This window comes from Enterobacter roggenkampii, assembly GCF_001729805.1.
Lineage (GTDB): Bacteria > Pseudomonadota > Gammaproteobacteria > Enterobacterales > Enterobacteriaceae > Enterobacter > Enterobacter roggenkampii.
This window is the reverse complement of record NZ_CP017184.1, coordinates 22648-38349: the sequence shown is the minus strand read 5'-3', so window position 1 is coordinate 38349 and position 15702 is coordinate 22648. Positions and strand designations below refer to the sequence as shown.

The 15702-nt window shown below is 58.5% G+C and carries 15 protein-coding genes; 4 read left to right on the top strand and 11 right to left on the bottom strand.

What is annotated here, in order from left to right; genetic code table 11:
* Positions 1-10: 10 nt before the first annotated feature.
* The 10 genes from BFV67_RS00175 to BFV67_RS00130 all read right to left on the bottom strand — a co-directional run bounded on the left by BFV67_RS00175 (position 11) and on the right by BFV67_RS00130 (position 11154).
* Complete coding sequence (locus tag BFV67_RS00175; RefSeq protein ID WP_069597706.1) at positions 11-2308, bottom strand: type VI secretion system Vgr family protein; 2298 nt, start codon at positions 2306-2308, stop codon at positions 11-13.
* A 150-nt stretch (positions 2309-2458) separates the two neighbouring features.
* A complete protein-coding gene (gene uhpT, locus BFV67_RS00170; protein WP_025910697.1) occupies positions 2459-3850 on the bottom strand; it encodes a hexose-6-phosphate:phosphate antiporter in 1392 nt (463 codons plus the stop codon).
* Positions 3851-3982: 132 nt separating this feature from the next.
* Positions 3983-5302, bottom strand: coding sequence for an MFS transporter (gene uhpC / locus BFV67_RS00165; RefSeq protein WP_069597705.1), 1320 nt, complete (start codon positions 5300-5302; stop codon positions 3983-3985).
* Entirely contained in the window at positions 5295-6800 is a 1506-nt protein-coding gene (gene uhpB / locus BFV67_RS00160; protein WP_069597704.1) for a signal transduction histidine-protein kinase/phosphatase UhpB, read from the bottom strand. Before uhpB ends, uhpC begins: the two co-directional genes overlap by 8 nt.
* Positions 6797-7390 carry a transcriptional regulator UhpA gene (uhpA, locus tag BFV67_RS00155; RefSeq protein WP_021242693.1) on the bottom strand — a complete coding sequence of 198 codons (594 nt, stop codon included), beginning with the start codon at positions 7388-7390 and terminating at the stop codon, positions 6797-6799. The genes uhpB and uhpA overlap by 4 nt, the downstream gene beginning before the upstream one ends.
* 82 nt (positions 7391-7472) lie before the next feature.
* Positions 7473-7760: an acetolactate synthase small subunit gene (ilvN, locus tag BFV67_RS00150; protein ID WP_008500144.1), complete on the bottom strand. Its 288-nt coding sequence runs from the start codon at positions 7758-7760 to the stop codon at positions 7473-7475.
* A 3-nt stretch (positions 7761-7763) separates the two neighbouring features.
* Complete coding sequence (gene ilvB / locus BFV67_RS00145) at positions 7764-9452, bottom strand: acetolactate synthase large subunit (protein WP_008500145.1); 1689 nt, start codon at positions 9450-9452, stop codon at positions 7764-7766.
* Positions 9453-9558: 106 nt separating this feature from the next.
* Positions 9559-9657 (bottom strand): ilvB operon leader peptide IvbL, encoded by a 99-nt coding sequence (gene ivbL / locus BFV67_RS24065; protein ID WP_057979964.1) that lies wholly within the window; start codon positions 9655-9657, stop codon positions 9559-9561.
* Positions 9658-9764: 107 nt separating this feature from the next.
* Positions 9765-10244 carry an Hcp family type VI secretion system effector gene (locus BFV67_RS00140; protein ID WP_069597703.1) on the bottom strand — a complete coding sequence of 160 codons (480 nt, stop codon included), beginning with the start codon at positions 10242-10244 and terminating at the stop codon, positions 9765-9767.
* A gap of 205 nt (positions 10245-10449) precedes the next feature.
* Positions 10450-11154, bottom strand: a complete 705-nt coding sequence (locus BFV67_RS00130; protein WP_069597701.1) for a hypothetical protein — start codon at positions 11152-11154, stop codon at positions 10450-10452.
* 648 nt (positions 11155-11802) lie between these two features.
* On the opposite strand from BFV67_RS00130, the gene tisB reads away from it, so the two are divergent.
* From tisB to emrD, 4 genes are all read left to right on the top strand, one after another.
* Positions 11803-11892, top strand: coding sequence for a type I toxin-antitoxin system toxin TisB (gene tisB / locus BFV67_RS24845; RefSeq protein ID WP_008500146.1), 90 nt, complete (start codon positions 11803-11805; stop codon positions 11890-11892).
* 64 nt (positions 11893-11956) lie between these two features.
* Positions 11957-12403 carry a GNAT family N-acetyltransferase gene (locus BFV67_RS00120; RefSeq protein WP_069597700.1) on the top strand — a complete coding sequence of 149 codons (447 nt, stop codon included), beginning with the start codon at positions 11957-11959 and terminating at the stop codon, positions 12401-12403.
* A 62-nt stretch (positions 12404-12465) separates the two neighbouring features.
* Complete coding sequence (locus BFV67_RS00115) at positions 12466-13299, top strand: EamA family transporter (RefSeq protein ID WP_023326382.1); 834 nt, start codon at positions 12466-12468, stop codon at positions 13297-13299.
* Positions 13300-13474: 175 nt separating this feature from the next.
* Positions 13475-14659, top strand: a complete 1185-nt coding sequence (emrD, locus tag BFV67_RS00110; protein ID WP_023293703.1) for a multidrug efflux MFS transporter EmrD — start codon at positions 13475-13477, stop codon at positions 14657-14659.
* Here emrD and BFV67_RS00105 read toward each other — a convergent pair.
* The gene (locus tag BFV67_RS00105; RefSeq protein WP_069597699.1) at positions 14562-15650 is read right to left on the bottom strand and encodes a cellulase family glycosylhydrolase; all 1089 of its coding nucleotides are present in this window, start codon (positions 15648-15650) and stop codon (positions 14562-14564) included. The two genes, emrD and BFV67_RS00105, sit on opposite strands and share 98 nt — an antisense overlap.
* Positions 15651-15702: the final 52 nt, after the last annotated feature.

The window sequence follows — 15702 nt, the reverse complement described above, 5'->3', positions numbered from 1 at the left end:
CAATCCTTGATTATGAGAACAGAATTTTTTTAGTGGACGGTAAATCTGAGACTTCACCAGCAACAGAAGGTAAATCAGTTTCAATTGTATTTTTCCCCGCTGCCATTGTCCGTTTAACCTTCCGCATATACATCGCTGTCGTACCATACTCCACCTTCCCGGCCTCCAGCCGCAGGTAGCTCCCGCCCCCGATGAGCGTGATGCGCTTCTTGCCCGCAAACGTGATGTCACTCGCAGACAACAGGGTGAGCTTCTTCTCCGCGAACAGCTGCATTCTCCCGTTCTGCGCCTGCATCTCCACCGGGCCTTCACTGGCTTTCAGGCTCAGCTGGCCCGTTCTGGCAAACAGCCCGAGTTTTTCACCCGCCAGCGCCGTCATGTTGCCCATGACACCGGCACTGATATCCCCTCCGGCGTTAACGGCGACGTTTTTTGTGGCTGTCATCTGCATGTGCTCCCCGCTGGTCACGGCAACGCCTTCCGGGGCAGAGAACAGCAGGGTTTCGTTAAGGGGCTTCAGGCGCTGCTCAAACATCTGTATCTGGCTGTCGATATCTGCCTTCAGCGCCTGCGCCTGCTCTGCCGCCATCTCCAGCTGCTGAAGCTGTTTCAGGCAGACGTCGATTTCCCTGAGTGCCGTGCTCATCTCCAGCACCCCGCCTGCGGCCTTCTGCTGCCCGTCCGCGGTGACAAACAGCCCCTTTGCGACGCGAATAACACCGTGCTCATCGGTCCGGAGTTCAAAGCCTTTGCCCCGGGGCTGCTCCTGCGCGTCCACCAGATGCCCGCTGTTCAGCTGCGTCTTGCCGTACTCCGTGGCGAGCTTGATGTGCTCCTCCCCGCGCTTATCCTCCATCCGCAGCTTGTTGTTGGCGGGCGTGCGCAGCACGTTGCGGGTGTGGTTGTCGCGGGTGACGGGGTCGGGGTGTTCTGAGTCGTGCAGGGCATACGCGATGTACGGCAGGTCAATATCACCGTTGCTGTACGCTATCGCAACTTCGGTCCCGTCGGTGAGCGGCGTATGCCACCCCAGCGTGTCTCCGGCATAAGGCTTTGCCATCCGCAGCCACAGGTAGCCGTACCCGGGTTCTGTCCCTTCCCGGTCGAAGTCGAGCTTCACCCGGTAGCGCCCCTGTTCGTCAAGGTGAGCGTAAATATCGTTCTTTTCCCGGCTCTCAATGCGGGCCGGAAGCGTGCCGTGGATTTCCGGGCGCGAAATTTCCGACGGGCGGAAACAGTAGCGCTCAGTGTAGGGCATGCCCCACACCGACACGTGCAGGCGGGAATCACGGGCTCCCCGGAAGGCCACAAGCGTGAGGACAACACCCTCTTTCAGGGCCGTAATGACATCGCCCTGCGGCTCCAGCACCTGCCCGGGCGTGAGGTGGGCAGCATTGCTGAACAGGTGGATGCGGGCTGATTTGTTCAGTTCCCGCTCATGATGGATGCGGGCATAAAAAGCGCCGGATTCGGTTTCCGGCTCAGGGCTGGTGTCGTCACCTGCGTCACGGTAAGGCGCTGCGTAGCGGTAATGTTCCCCGATGGTGACCGCATCGTTACGCACACTGACCGTCGCATCCATCGGCGTGGTGGCTGTCCGGTAGTTGTAATCCCGCGTGGCGACGGTGCCGGTGACAACCCTGTGCCAGGTCCGCACATCCCAGACCGATTCCGCCGCGCCGTCAAACAGGCCTGAGGGCTCGCGGTACGGCAGCCGCACATCAAACCGGTAGTTAAGCTGGCTGTCGGCAAAAATGTACATATCCATTTCACGGGTGTCATCCATCTCCGTGCGCCAGTAAATCCCCACCTCAGACAGAATGCGCTGGATAAACTCCAGGTCCGTTTCCCGCCACTGGGTGATAATTTCACGCGGCGGGTAGGTGCGCTCCAGGCAGAAGTCAAAATCAGGTCCCTCCAGACCGTGCTGACGCAGAATCTGCTCCACCACCTCCGGTACGGACTGGTTCTGGAAAATGCGGCACTGGCGGGTGCGGCTGAGCAGTGCCAGACGGGAGCTCAGCCCCACCTGGTAATGCGACTGGTCGGCGGTGGTGGAAAGCCACTCCAGACGGGTGATGATGCCGTGCACTGCCTTCCCGCTGCGCATGCGCAGGGTGGCGTACTTCATCAGTACCTCTTCGGGGGTGAGGTTATCCTGCGGTGTGGTGAAGTCGATGGTCCAGCGGAAGGGCTCGCTGAGCGCCTCTAGGCCCTTAAAACGCAGCACGTCGGGCGTGACGCGGGAGTCCGTAATGTCCAGGGTGTAACGGGTCTGTCCGTCAAAGAGCGCCAGCCAGTTATCCATAACAAAGACCTGATTTAAAATGTGGTTAAATCAGAATGTTTGCATGTTGAGATAACGGGGTAAATACAAATCTCTGATTTGAATAAGGATGCTCTTTTTTTAAGAAAAAAGCCCGGCATCACACACCGGGCAAAGACGTTACCTGCACACTCAGGCTGTTTTTAATTTCTGCGCACGATTTTCACGGCGAATTTTACGTTCTTCCAGCACCGCGACCATCGCCATCAGGACGATACAGCCGATCGCTGCCGCATCCAGCGCCGCGAAGGTGCCCGCCCAGCCGGTGAGGCCGAAAATTGGCGTGCCGTCGGCGATCATCCCCAGACCCAGCTTGGCAAAGCTGTCGCCGATCAGATAGGCGAAGGTGCCTTTAATCCCATCGGCGGCGCCGATCGCTTTTTTCGGTACGAAGCCCACTGCCGCCACGCCGATCAGCAGCTGCGGACCAAACACCAGGAAGCCGAGCGCGAACAGGGATGCGAGGTAAACGTACTGGTTGCTGGCGTGCTGGTAGATGCCGAGGGTGGCGATAATCAACGCCAGCGCGATGCAGGCCACCAGCGCGCGACGGCCGTTGGCGAGGTCGGAGAGCCAGCCCCACAGCAGCGTGCCGACCAGCGCGCCCACTTCGAACAGGGTGAAGCCCTGAATTGCTACTTCTTTAGAAAGCTTCAGCTCCTGGAAAGCATACACGGTTGACCACTGGTCAATGCCGATACGCACCACGTACAGGAAAATATTCGAGAAGCAGAGCAGCCAGATCACTTTGTTTTTCAGCACGTACTCAACAAAGATCTGCCATTTGGTCATCTCGTTCTCTTCGGTCTCTTTGTCCTCTTCGCTGATCTCCTCGCCGAACAGCTCTTCGGCTTTGCCGAGGCCGTACGATTCCGGGGAGTCGCTGCCGTAGCGCAGGCCGATAAAGCCGACGATCAGGGCGATAATCGACGGGAAGATAAACATGCCGATCACATGGCCGTCGAACAGGTAGTTTGCGCCGAACAGCGCTACGCCAGCCGCGCCCGCCCCGCCGAGGTTGTGGGAGATGTTCCACATGCCGAGGTAGGAACCACGCTTGCGGCGCGGGGTCCATTTGGTAATGGTGGAGTAGCTGCACGACCCGCCGGTACTCTGGAAGAAACCGCTCAGGGCGTAGAAGGCGATCATCAGGAACAGGCTAACGGAACCCGCGCCCATGCTGGCGCTGAAGCCGAGCATACAGATGGCGGAGAGGATCAGCATAAACGGCAGGAACTGCTTGGTGTTTTTGCCGTCTGCATAGTACGAGACAACGGTTTTCCCCACGCCGTAGGTGATGGAGAAGCCCAGGCCAATCATCCCCAGCTGCGTCATGCTCAGCCCGTAGGTCGAGATCATGTCGTTCTGCGCGATGTTAAAGTTTTTGCGGATCAGATACATGGTCAGGTAGCCGATGAAGACCACCAGATAGGACTGCATGAACGGTTTGAACCACATCTTGCGCCGCACGTCGAGCGGCAGATCCAGAGTCGGCTTGCGCACCTGGTTTAAGAAGGCCAGCATGGTTGGTTTACTCCTGAGCTGATTTTTGCAGCATTGTAAAAATCAGCCGGGAGAGATGCCTGAGACAGCGTCCAGGTAAAACCGAGAAAATTTCCTAGTTTTGCGCCACTCGGGGTGAAAAGGTGAGGCGCATCACATCACACTGGCTTCACGCGGGGCCTGCGCATGTAAAAACGGCAGCAGCAGCAGGGCGGAAATGCCCGCCGCGATGGCGATCACCGCGAAGAAGCCACTCCAGTGCCAGATGTCGATGACCCGCGCCAGCGGCCAGCCGGAGAGCGATGCGCCAAGATAGGCAAACAGCCCGACAAAGCCCGTCGCCGCGCCTGCCGCCTCCTTGTGGGAGCACTCCGCCGCCGCCATGCCGATGAGCATCTGCGGGCCAAACACGAAGAAGCCGATGGTGAAGAAGCACGCCGCCTGCATGACGTAGCTGGCGAACGGCATCAGCCACAGCGAGCCGACGGAGAGCAAGATCCCGGCGGCAAAGATCAGGTTCATCGGGCCGCGGTTGCCGTTGAACAGCTTATCCGAGCCCCAGCCCGCCACCAGCGCGCCGATAAACCCGCCCAGCTCGAACATCGTGACCGCCGAGTTGGCGGTCACGAGGTCCACGCCGAGCGTCTCGGACATGTACAGATTGCCCCAGTCGTTGATGGCCGCGCGCACCACGTAGACCAGCACGTAGCAGAGCGACAGCAGCCAGATGTACGGGTTTTTCAGCACGTATTTGGTGAGGATCTCCCTGCGGGTCAGCCCCGCGCCCTCCTGCTGCTGGGCAATCTCCATCTCGTCGTGCCGCCAGTCGCCCACCGCAGGCAGGCCCACGGTTTGCGGCCTGTCACGCAGGTGCCAGCAGAGGAACAGCCCGGCGACAATCGCCAGGCCACCGGCAATCATCATCCCCGCGCGCCAGCCGTAGTGCAGCGCCGCGGCCCCCACCACCATCGGGATCAGCGCCCCGCCGACGTTGTGTGCGGTGTTCCAGACGGCCCACCAGCCGCCGCGCTCGTTGCGTGAGTACCAGGCGGTGAGCAGGCGGGCGCAGACCGGCGCGCCCCAGCCCTGGAAAAAGGCGTTCAGCGCCCACAGCAGGGCAAAGGCCCACAGCGAGGTGGAGAAGCCAAACAGAATATTCACCACGCCGGTGGCGATCAGCCCAACGCCCATGAAATAACGGGCATTTGAGCGATCGCTGACGATGCCGGAGAAGAACTTCGACAGGCCGTAGGTGATGTAAAACAGCGTCGCCAGCAGGCCGATGTCGGTGCGCGTCATCACCCCGCTGGCGAGGATTTCCGGCGCGGCGGCGTGGAAGCTTTTGCGGGTGAAGTAGAACAGCGCGTAGCCGAGCCAGATGGCGATCAGGATATGACGACGCCAGTAGCGATAGCGGGCGTCGATTTCCGCTTTGTTGCTTAACGGGGCTGCGCTGGCGGGGGTTTTAAACATGATGCGTCCTTAACGGCAGGCTGACGCTGACGCGCGTCCCGTGGGTGCAGGAGAGGCTCAGCGTGCCGCCAAGCGCCTTCACCCGCTCGCGCATGCCCGCCAGGCCAAAGCCCTGCTGGCCGGAGCCCGGCGGCAGGCCGCAGCCGTCGTCTTCAATTACCAGCATCAGGCGCTCGTCCTGCTGCCAGCCCTGGATCGTGACCGCGCTGGCGCTGGCGTGCTTGACGATATTGTTCAGCCCTTCCTGACAGACGCGGAACAGGGTTACGCGCTGGCCTTCGCTCAGCGCAGGTTCGCTAATGCGCCAGTCGAGATGGCTGACAATGCCGCGGCTTTCCAGCTCCATCTCGCGCATCAGGGAGCGTACCGCCTGCTCCAGCGACAGGTCGTCAAGCTGGCGCGGCCGCAGCCTGCCGAGCAGGCGTCGCACCGAGTCATACACGCCCAGCGAAAGCTGTTCAATATGCGCCCCGCCCTGCTTCACGCCTGCGTTTTCTGCCGCCAGGCGCTGGACAATGCCCGCCTGGGTGCGGATGGCGGTGATCGTCTGGCCGATGTCATCGTGCAGCTCGCGGGCGACCTCCTGCCGCACGCTCTCTTCCGTCTCCAGCAGGCGTTCAGCCAGACGCCGGTTGCGCGCCAGCTCGGTCTGCAGGGACTGGTTCAGCTCGCGCAGGCGCTGAATGCCCGCCCCGAGCAGCAGCCCGGTCAGGCTCTGGGCCAGCAGCGAGAGCAGCAGATCCACCGGATGGTCGTGCCAGGTCTGGCTGGCGATCAGCGCGATGGCGTTCATCAGGGTGGCGATCAGCGCCCCCTGCCAGCCGTAGTGCCAGGCCAGAGCAATAATCGGCAGCGCAAGGCAAAACGGCGTGAAGCGTGAAAGCTCGGCGGGCAAACCCAGCTGAAGCCAGAGGCTCACCACGAACAGCAGCAGATACCAGATGAGATGCCGGGCGCGCCAGTTCACCGGTTGGGACAGCAGCCCCGGACCAAGCGGCTGCCAGACGGTGCTGGTGAGGTAGTGCCAGATCACGAGGCAGGTGGGCGCCAGCGTCAGGCCGCCGGTGAGGGTCAGCAGCAGAGCGTTGAGCATCTCCTTGTCGCCAACCCACGGCAGGGACTGCAGCAGCGCGGCGGCAATCAGCGCCGCCCCCTGCCGCAGCAGGGTGCGCCAGTCGCGCTGGTGACGATAGCGGGAAATGAGGGCAACCGGGAGAAGCGTGAGCAGGCTTCCGGTCATCAATAAGGGCAGATGCGCGAGGGCCACTTCCTGCGCCAGCCAGACCAGCAGCAGCCACTCTGCGCCCAGCAAAACGGGCCAGTAGCCGCGCGGGCACTGGAGCATTAACCCCAGACGCAGGCCGAAGGGGAACAGCAGTACCGCCAGCTCAGGACGTTCCACCAGATGCAGGCTGATGCTCCACAGGCAGAACCACGCGGCGGAGAAGATAAAAAAGCTGGCAACGACGGCGATCAGCCGCGAAAAGACGGGACTCATTGCCAGCTGTCGAACATGCGGCGCGCCAGCTCGACGTCGTTGCTGACGTTGAGTTTTTCCATCAGGTTGGCGCGATGGACGTGCACGGTCTTCGGCGACAGATCCAGCTCGGCGGCAATCTCTTTTACCGACATCCCCTGCGCGAGCTTCTCAGCCACCTGACGCTCGCGCCGGGTGAGCGGATCCTGTCGTCCGGCCGCCAGCTTGATGGCGATTTCCGGCGTCAGGTAGCAACCGCCGGTGGAGACGGTGCGCACGGCGGCAATCAGCTCGTCCGGGCTGCAGCGTTTAGAGAGGAAGCCGCGTGCGCCCGCGTTGAGTGCCTGCTCGACCAGCGCCGGGCTGTCGTGGACCGAGAGCATAATGGTCGCCATTCCTTTCGGCAGCTGGCTTAACAGCTCCAGCCCGGAGAGATCCGGCATCGAAATGTCGCAGATACAGACCTGCACCCCGCGCCCCGGCAGGCCCGCCAGCGCCTCGCGGCCGGAGCCAAACTCGGCCACGACCTGGAAATCCGGTTCGAGGTTGAGAAGCTGGGCAAAGCCAGAGCGGACGATAAGGTGGTCGTCGATAAGGGCGATGGTGGTCATGTGTGTTCCTGCGGTCTGAAAAAGCCGGATGGCGCTGCGCTTATCCGGCCTACAAGAGCGAAAGACGCTTACCTTAAGCGATCTATTCGAAGAACACCGCAATTTTGTTAAACATGGTGGGATCGGACTGGTTGCGCGCCACGTTGGTGACGTCCTCCAGCTTGTCGATCTGCGCCATCATCTGCTCCAGACGCTGGTCATCGTTGACCAGTAGCCAGATGCGGCTGTGCTCGCTGCCCTGAATCGGCAGACAGAGAATGCCTTCCACGTTAAACGCCCGGCGGGCAAACAGCCCGCAGACGTGGGTCATGACGCCAGGGTGGTTGCGGACGGTGAGTTCCAGAATGACGTTATCATGTTGTTTCTGCATGGCTTATTCTCCCACCATCTCAGTATTTGCCGCACCCGGCGGCACCATCGGATACACTTTTTGTTCAGGGTCGATACGCACGTGGATCAGCGCCGGGCCCGGACGCGAGATCGCCGCCTGCAGCGCCGCGTGGGCATCCTCTTCCGCGTTCAGATCGCAGGTGTGCAGGCCAAAGCCGGCGGCAATCTGCATAAAGTTAATCATCCCCGGATAGGTCGCCGCAAACACGCCCTGCTTGTAGAACAGGCTCTGCTGCTGGTGCACCAGCCCCAGCGCCTCGTTGTTCATCAGGATGATTTTCACGTCTAACTGGTTTTCGGCCGCGGTCGCCATCTCCTGAATGTTCATCATCAGGCTGCCGTCACCGGAGAAGCAGATGACCTTGCGGTCCGGATTCGCCAGCGCCGCGCCCACAGCTGCGGGCAGGCCAAAGCCCATGGTGCCGAGGCCGCCGGAGGTCAGCCACTGGCGCGGACGGTTCAGCGGGTAGGCCTGGGCGGTCCACATCTGGTGCTGGCCCACGTCGGTGGTGATAATCGCGCTGTCGTCCACGCAGGCGGCAACGGCGTTGATAAGACCATAGTGGCTCAACGGGTCGCCTTCAGTTGGGATCGCGCCCGGGAATTCGCGCTGCAGATCGGCCACCAGCTGGCGCCAGTCGGCGCGATCGGTCGCGTCGGTTTGCGGGATCAGCTGCGCCAGCACTTCGGCTACGTCCCCCTGAATCGCCACGTGCGGCTGCTTGATTTTACCCAGCTCGGCGCGATCGATATCCACGTGAATGATTTTCGCGTTCGGGCAGAACTCCTCGGTTTTGCCAATCGCCCGGTCATCAAAACGCGCGCCCATCACAATCAGCAAATCCGCCTCTTGCAGGATGTAGTTGGTGCTGCGCGCGCCGTGCATGCCCAGCATCCCCAGGGACAGCGGGTGCGCTTTAGGCAGCATACCCAGCGCCATCAGGGTCATGGTGGTCGGCAGGTTGGCTTTTTCCGCAAACTGGCGGATTTCATCTGCAGCGTTAATCGCCCCGCCGCCCAGATAGAGCACCGGGCGTTTGGCGGCGTTAATCATGGCGGCGGCGTCGCGCACGCTCTCAGCGCTGAACTCCGGCGCGGGGGCACGCTCGCCCGGCTCCGGCAGCACGTCGATCTCGATCTCTGCGGTCTGGACATCCTTAGGAATGTCTATCCACACCGGGCCCGGGCGGCCGGACTGCGCAATGCGGAACGCATCGCTGATAACCTGAGGAAGCTCTGCGATGTCGCGAACTAAATAGTTATGTTTGGTGATGGGGATAGAGATGCCGTAGGTATCCACTTCCTGGAACGCATCGGTACCGATCATCGAGGACGGCACCTGGCCGGTAATGCAGATCAGCGGAATGGAGTCGAGGCGCGCGTCGGCGATGGCGGTGACCAGGTTGGTTGCGCCCGGCCCGCTGCAGGCCATACAGACCGCCGGTTTACCCTGCGTGCGCGCCATGCCCTGAGCGATGAACCCCGCCCCCTGCTCGTGGCGCGCCAGCACGTGGCGGATCTGCGTGCTTTGGCTTAACGCATCGTACAGCGGCAGCACCGTGCCGCCAGGGATGCCCGCAACCGTGGTGATGCCCTGTCGCTCCAGCAGATGAACGATCAGCTGCGCGCCGGTAAAACGCGTCTTGGTGGATGTTGTGCCCGAACTTGCCATGCTCCAGTCCTTTTCTTCTGAGCCGACTTTCCGGGGAGGGTCCTAAACGAAAAACCCCGCCCGGTTTGCGCCGGCGGGGTTTTGGATTCGTGTGTTGATCCAGTCCCTACGGCGCATTGCCGACGACCACCACCACACGCACGACGACCACTGCGGCTGGTTGCGCAGTTTTTAGTAGGGTCGAAGTGAAGATGGATGAAGTCATTGGGGACCTGTGTTTGGAATCATTGATGGAATTTATACAAACACAGGTTTTCGGGCGTGACAATGGAAATATTTTCATCTGCGCAAAAATGCGTCAGGGATCACGTTTCAGTACGTTGCCCGCTCATTCCAGGCGTCGCTATAGATGACATTGCCGTCGCAATGCTTCCAGGTGATTTTCTCATAGCGTATGAGAACCGTTTCAAGGTGTGTTCCCGTGTTTGCGCCGGGATACAGGTCAGGTGTGATTGAGGTTATTTTCACATTCTCCATGAGGATATTAAAATATTCCTGTTCTAAACCCGCCTCATTAATCTGATACATCTTAATGATGGCTGACTGGAGTGTTCTTCCCGTACTCAGCGCTCGAAAGAGAAGCGGGGTTACACGATCAAATTCTTTCTGGAACATGATGGGCATGTGTATGCGCGTGCCCGTCAATTTCCCGGTATTCCCGTCGACTGGGATGTTGACATTATGAGTGAACGATTTGAGTTCAATTGAACCTTCACGCCCTGTCACAAGGCAGGGGCCAATCATGGGGAAACCATTTTCATCTGTAAGAAATAAATAAGCCGGATTTGACATAAAGAATCCCTTTTTTAAAATTCAATCGTACTTATCAAAGCGACCGAAAATTATTGGATGAACAATGATAAATACACCGATAGCAATAAATGTGAGTAATACCCAGTAGTCAGGCACCAACCACAGAAACAAAGAGGTGCATACAAAAACATAAACGGGAAATAAAATATCAGTAAAGAGAATTGATAGCAGACTCTTAAACATGCTACTTGTCCCTTAAGTCGTCATAAATCGCTTCAAAATCCCTGTAGAATCCCATTTGAACTTTCTTAATCAGTTCAGACAGGAATGGTTCAATAAAGTAATAGAGCATCTCCAGTTGTGCGGCATAGAGGGTGGCGTAATACTTTTGGTCCAACGTTTTCAGGCGACGAGCAGCAAGCGCGCACTTCTGGTCCGTGCCAATGAGTTGAAATGCCATGACAACGTTCGGTACACGACGTGCAAGCCGTTCGACGACGATTTCTGAGAGCAGGCCAGATTTGGAGAGATATATTGCCAACCCCCATGCTATTGCTAAACGCGCTGCTTTGCTTGTCGGGATATTTTTAACAAGTCCGGTTACCTGTGAACCCGTCTTGCGGGCGCGATTTTGTTCATTTCCATTTTCAGAGTCATTTAGAACACTTTTAAAATAAAGATAGAGCATCTGCGCTATTACATCGCGATAACGGTAAAGAGACACAATTGAGAGGTACATCCTCTTTTCTTCTGAGAGAAGTTCATCACATACATCGTGATAGCTGGGGATTAAGCATGATGAGTACCAGCTTACACGCTCCATTCCTGAATAGATATCAGAGCCGATTCCCTTTAATGCTTTCCATGTTCCGGCAACGCCTTGCTGTCCATAAAGAGCCAACTGTCTGTCGCTCTGGAACTTCATCTTTAAATAATCAGCGGCCTGCATAATTTATCCATATCGTTTTTGTGGTTATAGCAATGTACATTGCAAGGCTGTGCAATTCAAACCAATAGAGTAATTTAAATATATATTCATGTAATAAATAAATGCTTTCACCGTTATTTATTACGGCAATAAATAATTCAATTTAAATTTTATGATGGGTATCAATACAACTCATTTATATTATTTTCGTATTTGGTGATGTTATCGTGCAAAATTTATCAGGTTCTTCTCCTTAAAAAGGGATAGCCCAGAAAACAAAAAACCCCGCCGAAGCGAGGTTTTTATCAGGGTCTTGCGGTTGGTCGCCGCAGAACACACTGTGTTACGTCAACGCAAAAAGTATACGCGATCGAAGACGAACGCGCAATTCCGGCACGGATTTTGACGTTTTTTAGTATGGATCGCCTTCCAGATTTTGTCCACAAAATACTGTTCATACGTACAGTATTTATCTATACTGAGGGTGTTCGCAGTGAGCGAGGGGGCCGCAGTTCTACCGGCGCAACGAAGTCCTGGCTGAAACGGGTGGTGCCGTCAGTGCCTTAACCCCTGAAGTGAGCACACTGTGTTACGTCAATCCAGGTGCTGGCAACAGGCGGCGGAAAGGTACGCCAGCATCGTGCTCCTTTTAACCAAAAGGAGACGCGTATGAGCGTAGTGGATATGGTGATACTTATCCTCAAACTCATTGTTGCAGTACTGCAACTGCTTGATGCTGTCCTGAAATTCGTTCGGTAATTCAGGTTCAAGTCGCACCTGAGAGGGGCGGGCAACCGCCCCTCTTTAATAACGAGGGAATGCTATGTCGCGTCTGTTAATTGAGCCCGTCACACCGGATGAGCCGGGGTATATCGCCCTGAAGGCGGAAAGTATTGCACTGAATTTCAACATGCTGCGCAGGCTGGAAGAGAGCTGGCAGCGGGGTGAGAACCGCTTTAACGCGCCGGGTGAAAAGCTGTTAGGTGCGTTTCTTAACGGCAAGCTGGTGGGCGTGTGTGGCCTCAACCGCGATCCGTTCAGCCAGCAGCCGCGCGCAGGGCGTATTCGCCATCTCTACGTCAGCGTGAAGTGCCGCGGGCTGGGGATTGGCAGGCAGCTTTTAACCGTCGTGATGGCCGATGCCAGCATCTGGTTCGATTTCCTCAATACCCATGCGCCGGACGCTGCCTACGGGTTTTATCGCCAGGCAGGGTTTACGCTGGTCTCGGACGAACCGCGGGTGACGCACCGCCTTTTTTGTGCGGTGTAACCGGCTGGCAGCTTCAGGACGTGAATGTTACAGTTGAGTGACAATTCATCACCCGATACGCCATGACCCTCACCGTATTCTGCATTTTACTCTTCGCCGCGCTGCTGCATGCCAGCTGGAACGCCATCGTCAAAGCCGGAACGGACAAGCTCTATTCCGCGATTAGCGTCAGCGGCTCCGCCACGCTGATTGCCCTGGTGCTGCTCCCCTTCTCTCCACAGCCCTCTGCCGCAAGCTGGCCGTTTTTGATCGTCTCCTGCGCCTTACAGGTGGTCTACACCGTGCTGGTCGCGAAGACCTATCAGGTTTCCGATATGAGCCAGACCTACCCGCTGATGCGCGGCACCGCCCCGCTGCTGGTGGCGCTGATCGGCGTGCTGGCGCTCGGCGATCGTCTCTCCTGGCTCGCCTGGTCCGGCATCGGGGTAATTTGCCTGTCGATTCTGGCGATGGCGATGAACGGGCGCATGCAGTCACGCAAGGGGATCTGGCTGGCGCTGCTGAATGCCTGTTTTATCGCCGGGTATACGCTGGTGGACGGCACCGGCGTGCGGCTGTCGGAGACCGCGCTGGGCTATACGCTGTGGACCTTCTTTATGAACGGCTTCTGCCTGCTCGGCTGGGCGATGGTGGCACGTCGGCGCGAGGCGTCCGGCTACCTGCGTCTGCACTGGAAAAAGGGGCTGCTTGGCGGGGTGGGGACCATGGGCTCTTACGGTCTGGCGCTGTGGGCGATGACGCAGGCGCCGCTGGCGGTGGTTGCGGCGCTGCGTGAAACCTCCATACTCTTTGGCGCGCTGATCGCTTTTTTGCTTTTAAAAGAGAAGGTTGCGGGCCTGCGCATTGCAGCAGCGCTGGGTATCGCCGGCGGCGCCATTCTGCTGCGCCTGGCGTAAAGCACTGGCAACATTAGTTGCCGTTCTTGTTTACAAATCCTGCCTTTACCGGTTTTTTCATTCACCGCGACAATGCTTAAATTGTCATCTCTCTGTGGTAGATTCCTCGCGCATTTATGGGAATGCGCAGTCACTTATTCTTCATTTTTCTCTTTTGGCAAAAGTATTCAGCGACATGAAAAAGCAACGGAACGTTAACTTATTGTTGATGCTGGTGTTACTGGTGGCCGTCGGTCAGATGGCGCAAACCATCTACATTCCGGCGATTGCCGACATGGCAAAGGAATTGAACGTCCGCGAGGGCGCGGTACAGAGCGTAATGGCGGCCTACCTGCTGACCTATGGCGTTTCGCAGCTCTTCTACGGCCCGCTCTCCGACCGCGTCGGGCGTCGCCCGGTGATCCTGGTGGGCATGAGTATTTTCATGGTGGCGACGGTAATTGCCATTACCACCCATAGCCTGACCGTACTGATTGCCGCCAGCGCCCTGCAGGGCGTGGGGACCGGCGTCGGCGGGGTGATGGCGCGAACCTTACCGCGCGATATGTATCAGGGCACCCAGCTCCGTCATGCCAACAGTCTGTTGAATATGGGGATTCTGGTCAGCCCGCTGCTGGCCCCGCTGATCGGCGGCCTGCTGGACACGATGTGGTCCTGGCGCGCCTGCTACGCCTTCCTGCTGGTGCTGTGCATCATTGTCACCTTCAGCATGGCGCGCTGGATGCCGGAAACGCGCCCGCAGGACGCGCCGCGCACGAAGCTGATCGCCAGCTATAAAACGCTGTTCGGCAACGGCGCGTTCACCTGCTACCTGCTGATGCTGATTGGCGGCCTGGCGGGTATCGCGGTGTTTGAAGCCTGCTCCGGCGTGCTGCTGGGCGCGGGGCTGGGCCTGAGCAGTATGGTGGTGAGCATTCTGTTTATTCTGCCGATCCCGGCGGCGTTCTTCGGTGCGTGGTTTGCCGGGCGACCAAACAAACGCTTCTCCACCCTGATGTGGCAGTCGGTGATCAGCTGTCTGCTGGCGGGTCTGATGATGTGGATCCCAGGGCTGTTTGGCGTGATGACCGTCTGGACGCTGCTCATCCCGGCGGCGCTGTTCTTCTTTGGCGCGGGGATGCTGTTCCCGCTCGCCACCAGCGGCGCGATGGAGCCGTTCCCGTTCCTCGCAGGTACGGCGGGCGCGCTGGTGGGCGGTTTGCAGAACATCGGTTCTGGTGCGCTGGCCTGGCTCTCGGCGATGATGCCGCAGACCGGGCAGGCTAGTTTGGGCCTGTTGATGACGCTGATGGGGCTGCTGATTTTACTGTGCTGGCTGCCGCTGGCGTCGCGTGTCCCGCATCACGAGCAGCCGGTTTAACCGCATGATGGCCCGGCTTCTCGCCGGGCTTTTCACAGACAGGGGCGATCATCGCCTGCAGTAACGGCTCTGGCGCAGGCCGCCAGGCGCCCTCTTCCCCGTCGTAAAACTGGAAATCCGCGTTAAGCGCATACGGAATTTTCGCCTTTTGCAGCTCGCAGGCCATATAGGTGGCAAAGGCCATTTGCGAGGCGGTTGGCGTTAAGCGACTTGACTCCCCCACGCCCCAACTCCCGACCCAGCTAACGTGCCCGGTTTTTTGCTGCCAGTGCAGCGCGGCATTGATGCGGTTACGGATAGCCGCTTTCTCCGCCGCCGTGCCGGACGTCCACGGGTATTTACCGCCATTTTTCAGCGGCCCCCACGGGAAAATATGCCACTCCGCCAGCAGATAGGTTTGGCTGTGCGCGGGCAGCTTCAGGCTGGATAACTCCTCCGGCGCGGCACGCAGGCGTGGCGCAATGAAGATCATGCGCTGCGGGTCGATGTCGTGGATCGCTTTAACGGTTTTTTCATAGACGCGGTTTAGCGACGTCAGATTGTGGTTAAGCTTGTCGGCAGGCTCATAAATGAGATCAAAACCCAGCAGCGGGTAGCTTTGACCGAAATAGTGCGCCACGGCAATCCACCAGTTGACCGTCTCTTTCTCGTTATCGGCTTTCGGGTCGTTTTTATATTCATCAGCCTGATAAGCGACTATCGGGATCACGCCATACTGCTCACAGGCTTCTACCAGCTTGCGCAGGTGGATCAGCCGCGCTTCCGTCGGCTCGTCGGCCACGCGGATGCGCACGTGGGTAATGCCTTTAGCCCGAAAATCGCGGACCACCAGCGGGTCGAATTCGCGTATGCCGCGCTCGGTGCGCGCCCAGTCCACATCCATACCGACGCCAAGCTGCTGCGCATAACGGGCAGCCGTCAGCGGCGGCTCAGCGGCAATGGCCCAGCCGGAAGAGATCAGTAACGCGGTCGCTATAAGAGGCTTTAACACGGTTTACCCTGGATAAATCGAAAGTATTACCTGTATTTAGCATGCTTTTTCA

What these genes read in the sequence shown, in the direction of transcription:
- BFV67_RS00175 (WP_069597706.1), bottom strand. Translation starts at nt 2,308, where the DNA reads ATGGATAACTGGCTGGCGCTCTTTGACGGACAGACCCGTTACACCCTG.
- uhpT (WP_025910697.1), bottom strand. Translation starts at nt 3,850, where the DNA reads ATGCTGGCCTTCTTAAACCAGGTGCGCAAGCCGACTCTGGATCTGCCG.
- uhpC (WP_069597705.1), bottom strand. Translation starts at nt 5,302, where the DNA reads ATGTTTAAAACCCCCGCCAGCGCAGCCCCGTTAAGCAACAAAGCGGAA.
- uhpB (WP_069597704.1), bottom strand. Translation starts at nt 6,800, where the DNA reads ATGAGTCCCGTCTTTTCGCGGCTGATCGCCGTCGTTGCCAGCTTTTTT.
- uhpA (WP_021242693.1), bottom strand. Translation starts at nt 7,390, where the DNA reads ATGACCACCATCGCCCTTATCGACGACCACCTTATCGTCCGCTCTGGC.
- ilvN (WP_008500144.1), bottom strand. Translation starts at nt 7,760, where the DNA reads ATGCAGAAACAACATGATAACGTCATTCTGGAACTCACCGTCCGCAAC.
- ilvB (WP_008500145.1), bottom strand. Translation starts at nt 9,452, where the DNA reads ATGGCAAGTTCGGGCACAACATCCACCAAGACGCGTTTTACCGGCGCG.
- ivbL (WP_057979964.1), bottom strand. Translation starts at nt 9,657, where the DNA reads ATGACTTCATCCATCTTCACTTCGACCCTACTAAAAACTGCGCAACCA.
- BFV67_RS00140 (WP_069597703.1), bottom strand. Translation starts at nt 10,244, where the DNA reads ATGTCAAATCCGGCTTATTTATTTCTTACAGATGAAAATGGTTTCCCC.
- BFV67_RS00130 (WP_069597701.1), bottom strand. Translation starts at nt 11,154, where the DNA reads ATGCAGGCCGCTGATTATTTAAAGATGAAGTTCCAGAGCGACAGACAG.
- tisB (WP_008500146.1), top strand. Translation starts at nt 11,803, where the DNA reads ATGAGCGTAGTGGATATGGTGATACTTATCCTCAAACTCATTGTTGCA.
- BFV67_RS00120 (WP_069597700.1), top strand. Translation starts at nt 11,957, where the DNA reads ATGTCGCGTCTGTTAATTGAGCCCGTCACACCGGATGAGCCGGGGTAT.
- BFV67_RS00115 (WP_023326382.1), top strand. Translation starts at nt 12,466, where the DNA reads ATGACCCTCACCGTATTCTGCATTTTACTCTTCGCCGCGCTGCTGCAT.
- emrD (WP_023293703.1), top strand. Translation starts at nt 13,475, where the DNA reads ATGAAAAAGCAACGGAACGTTAACTTATTGTTGATGCTGGTGTTACTG.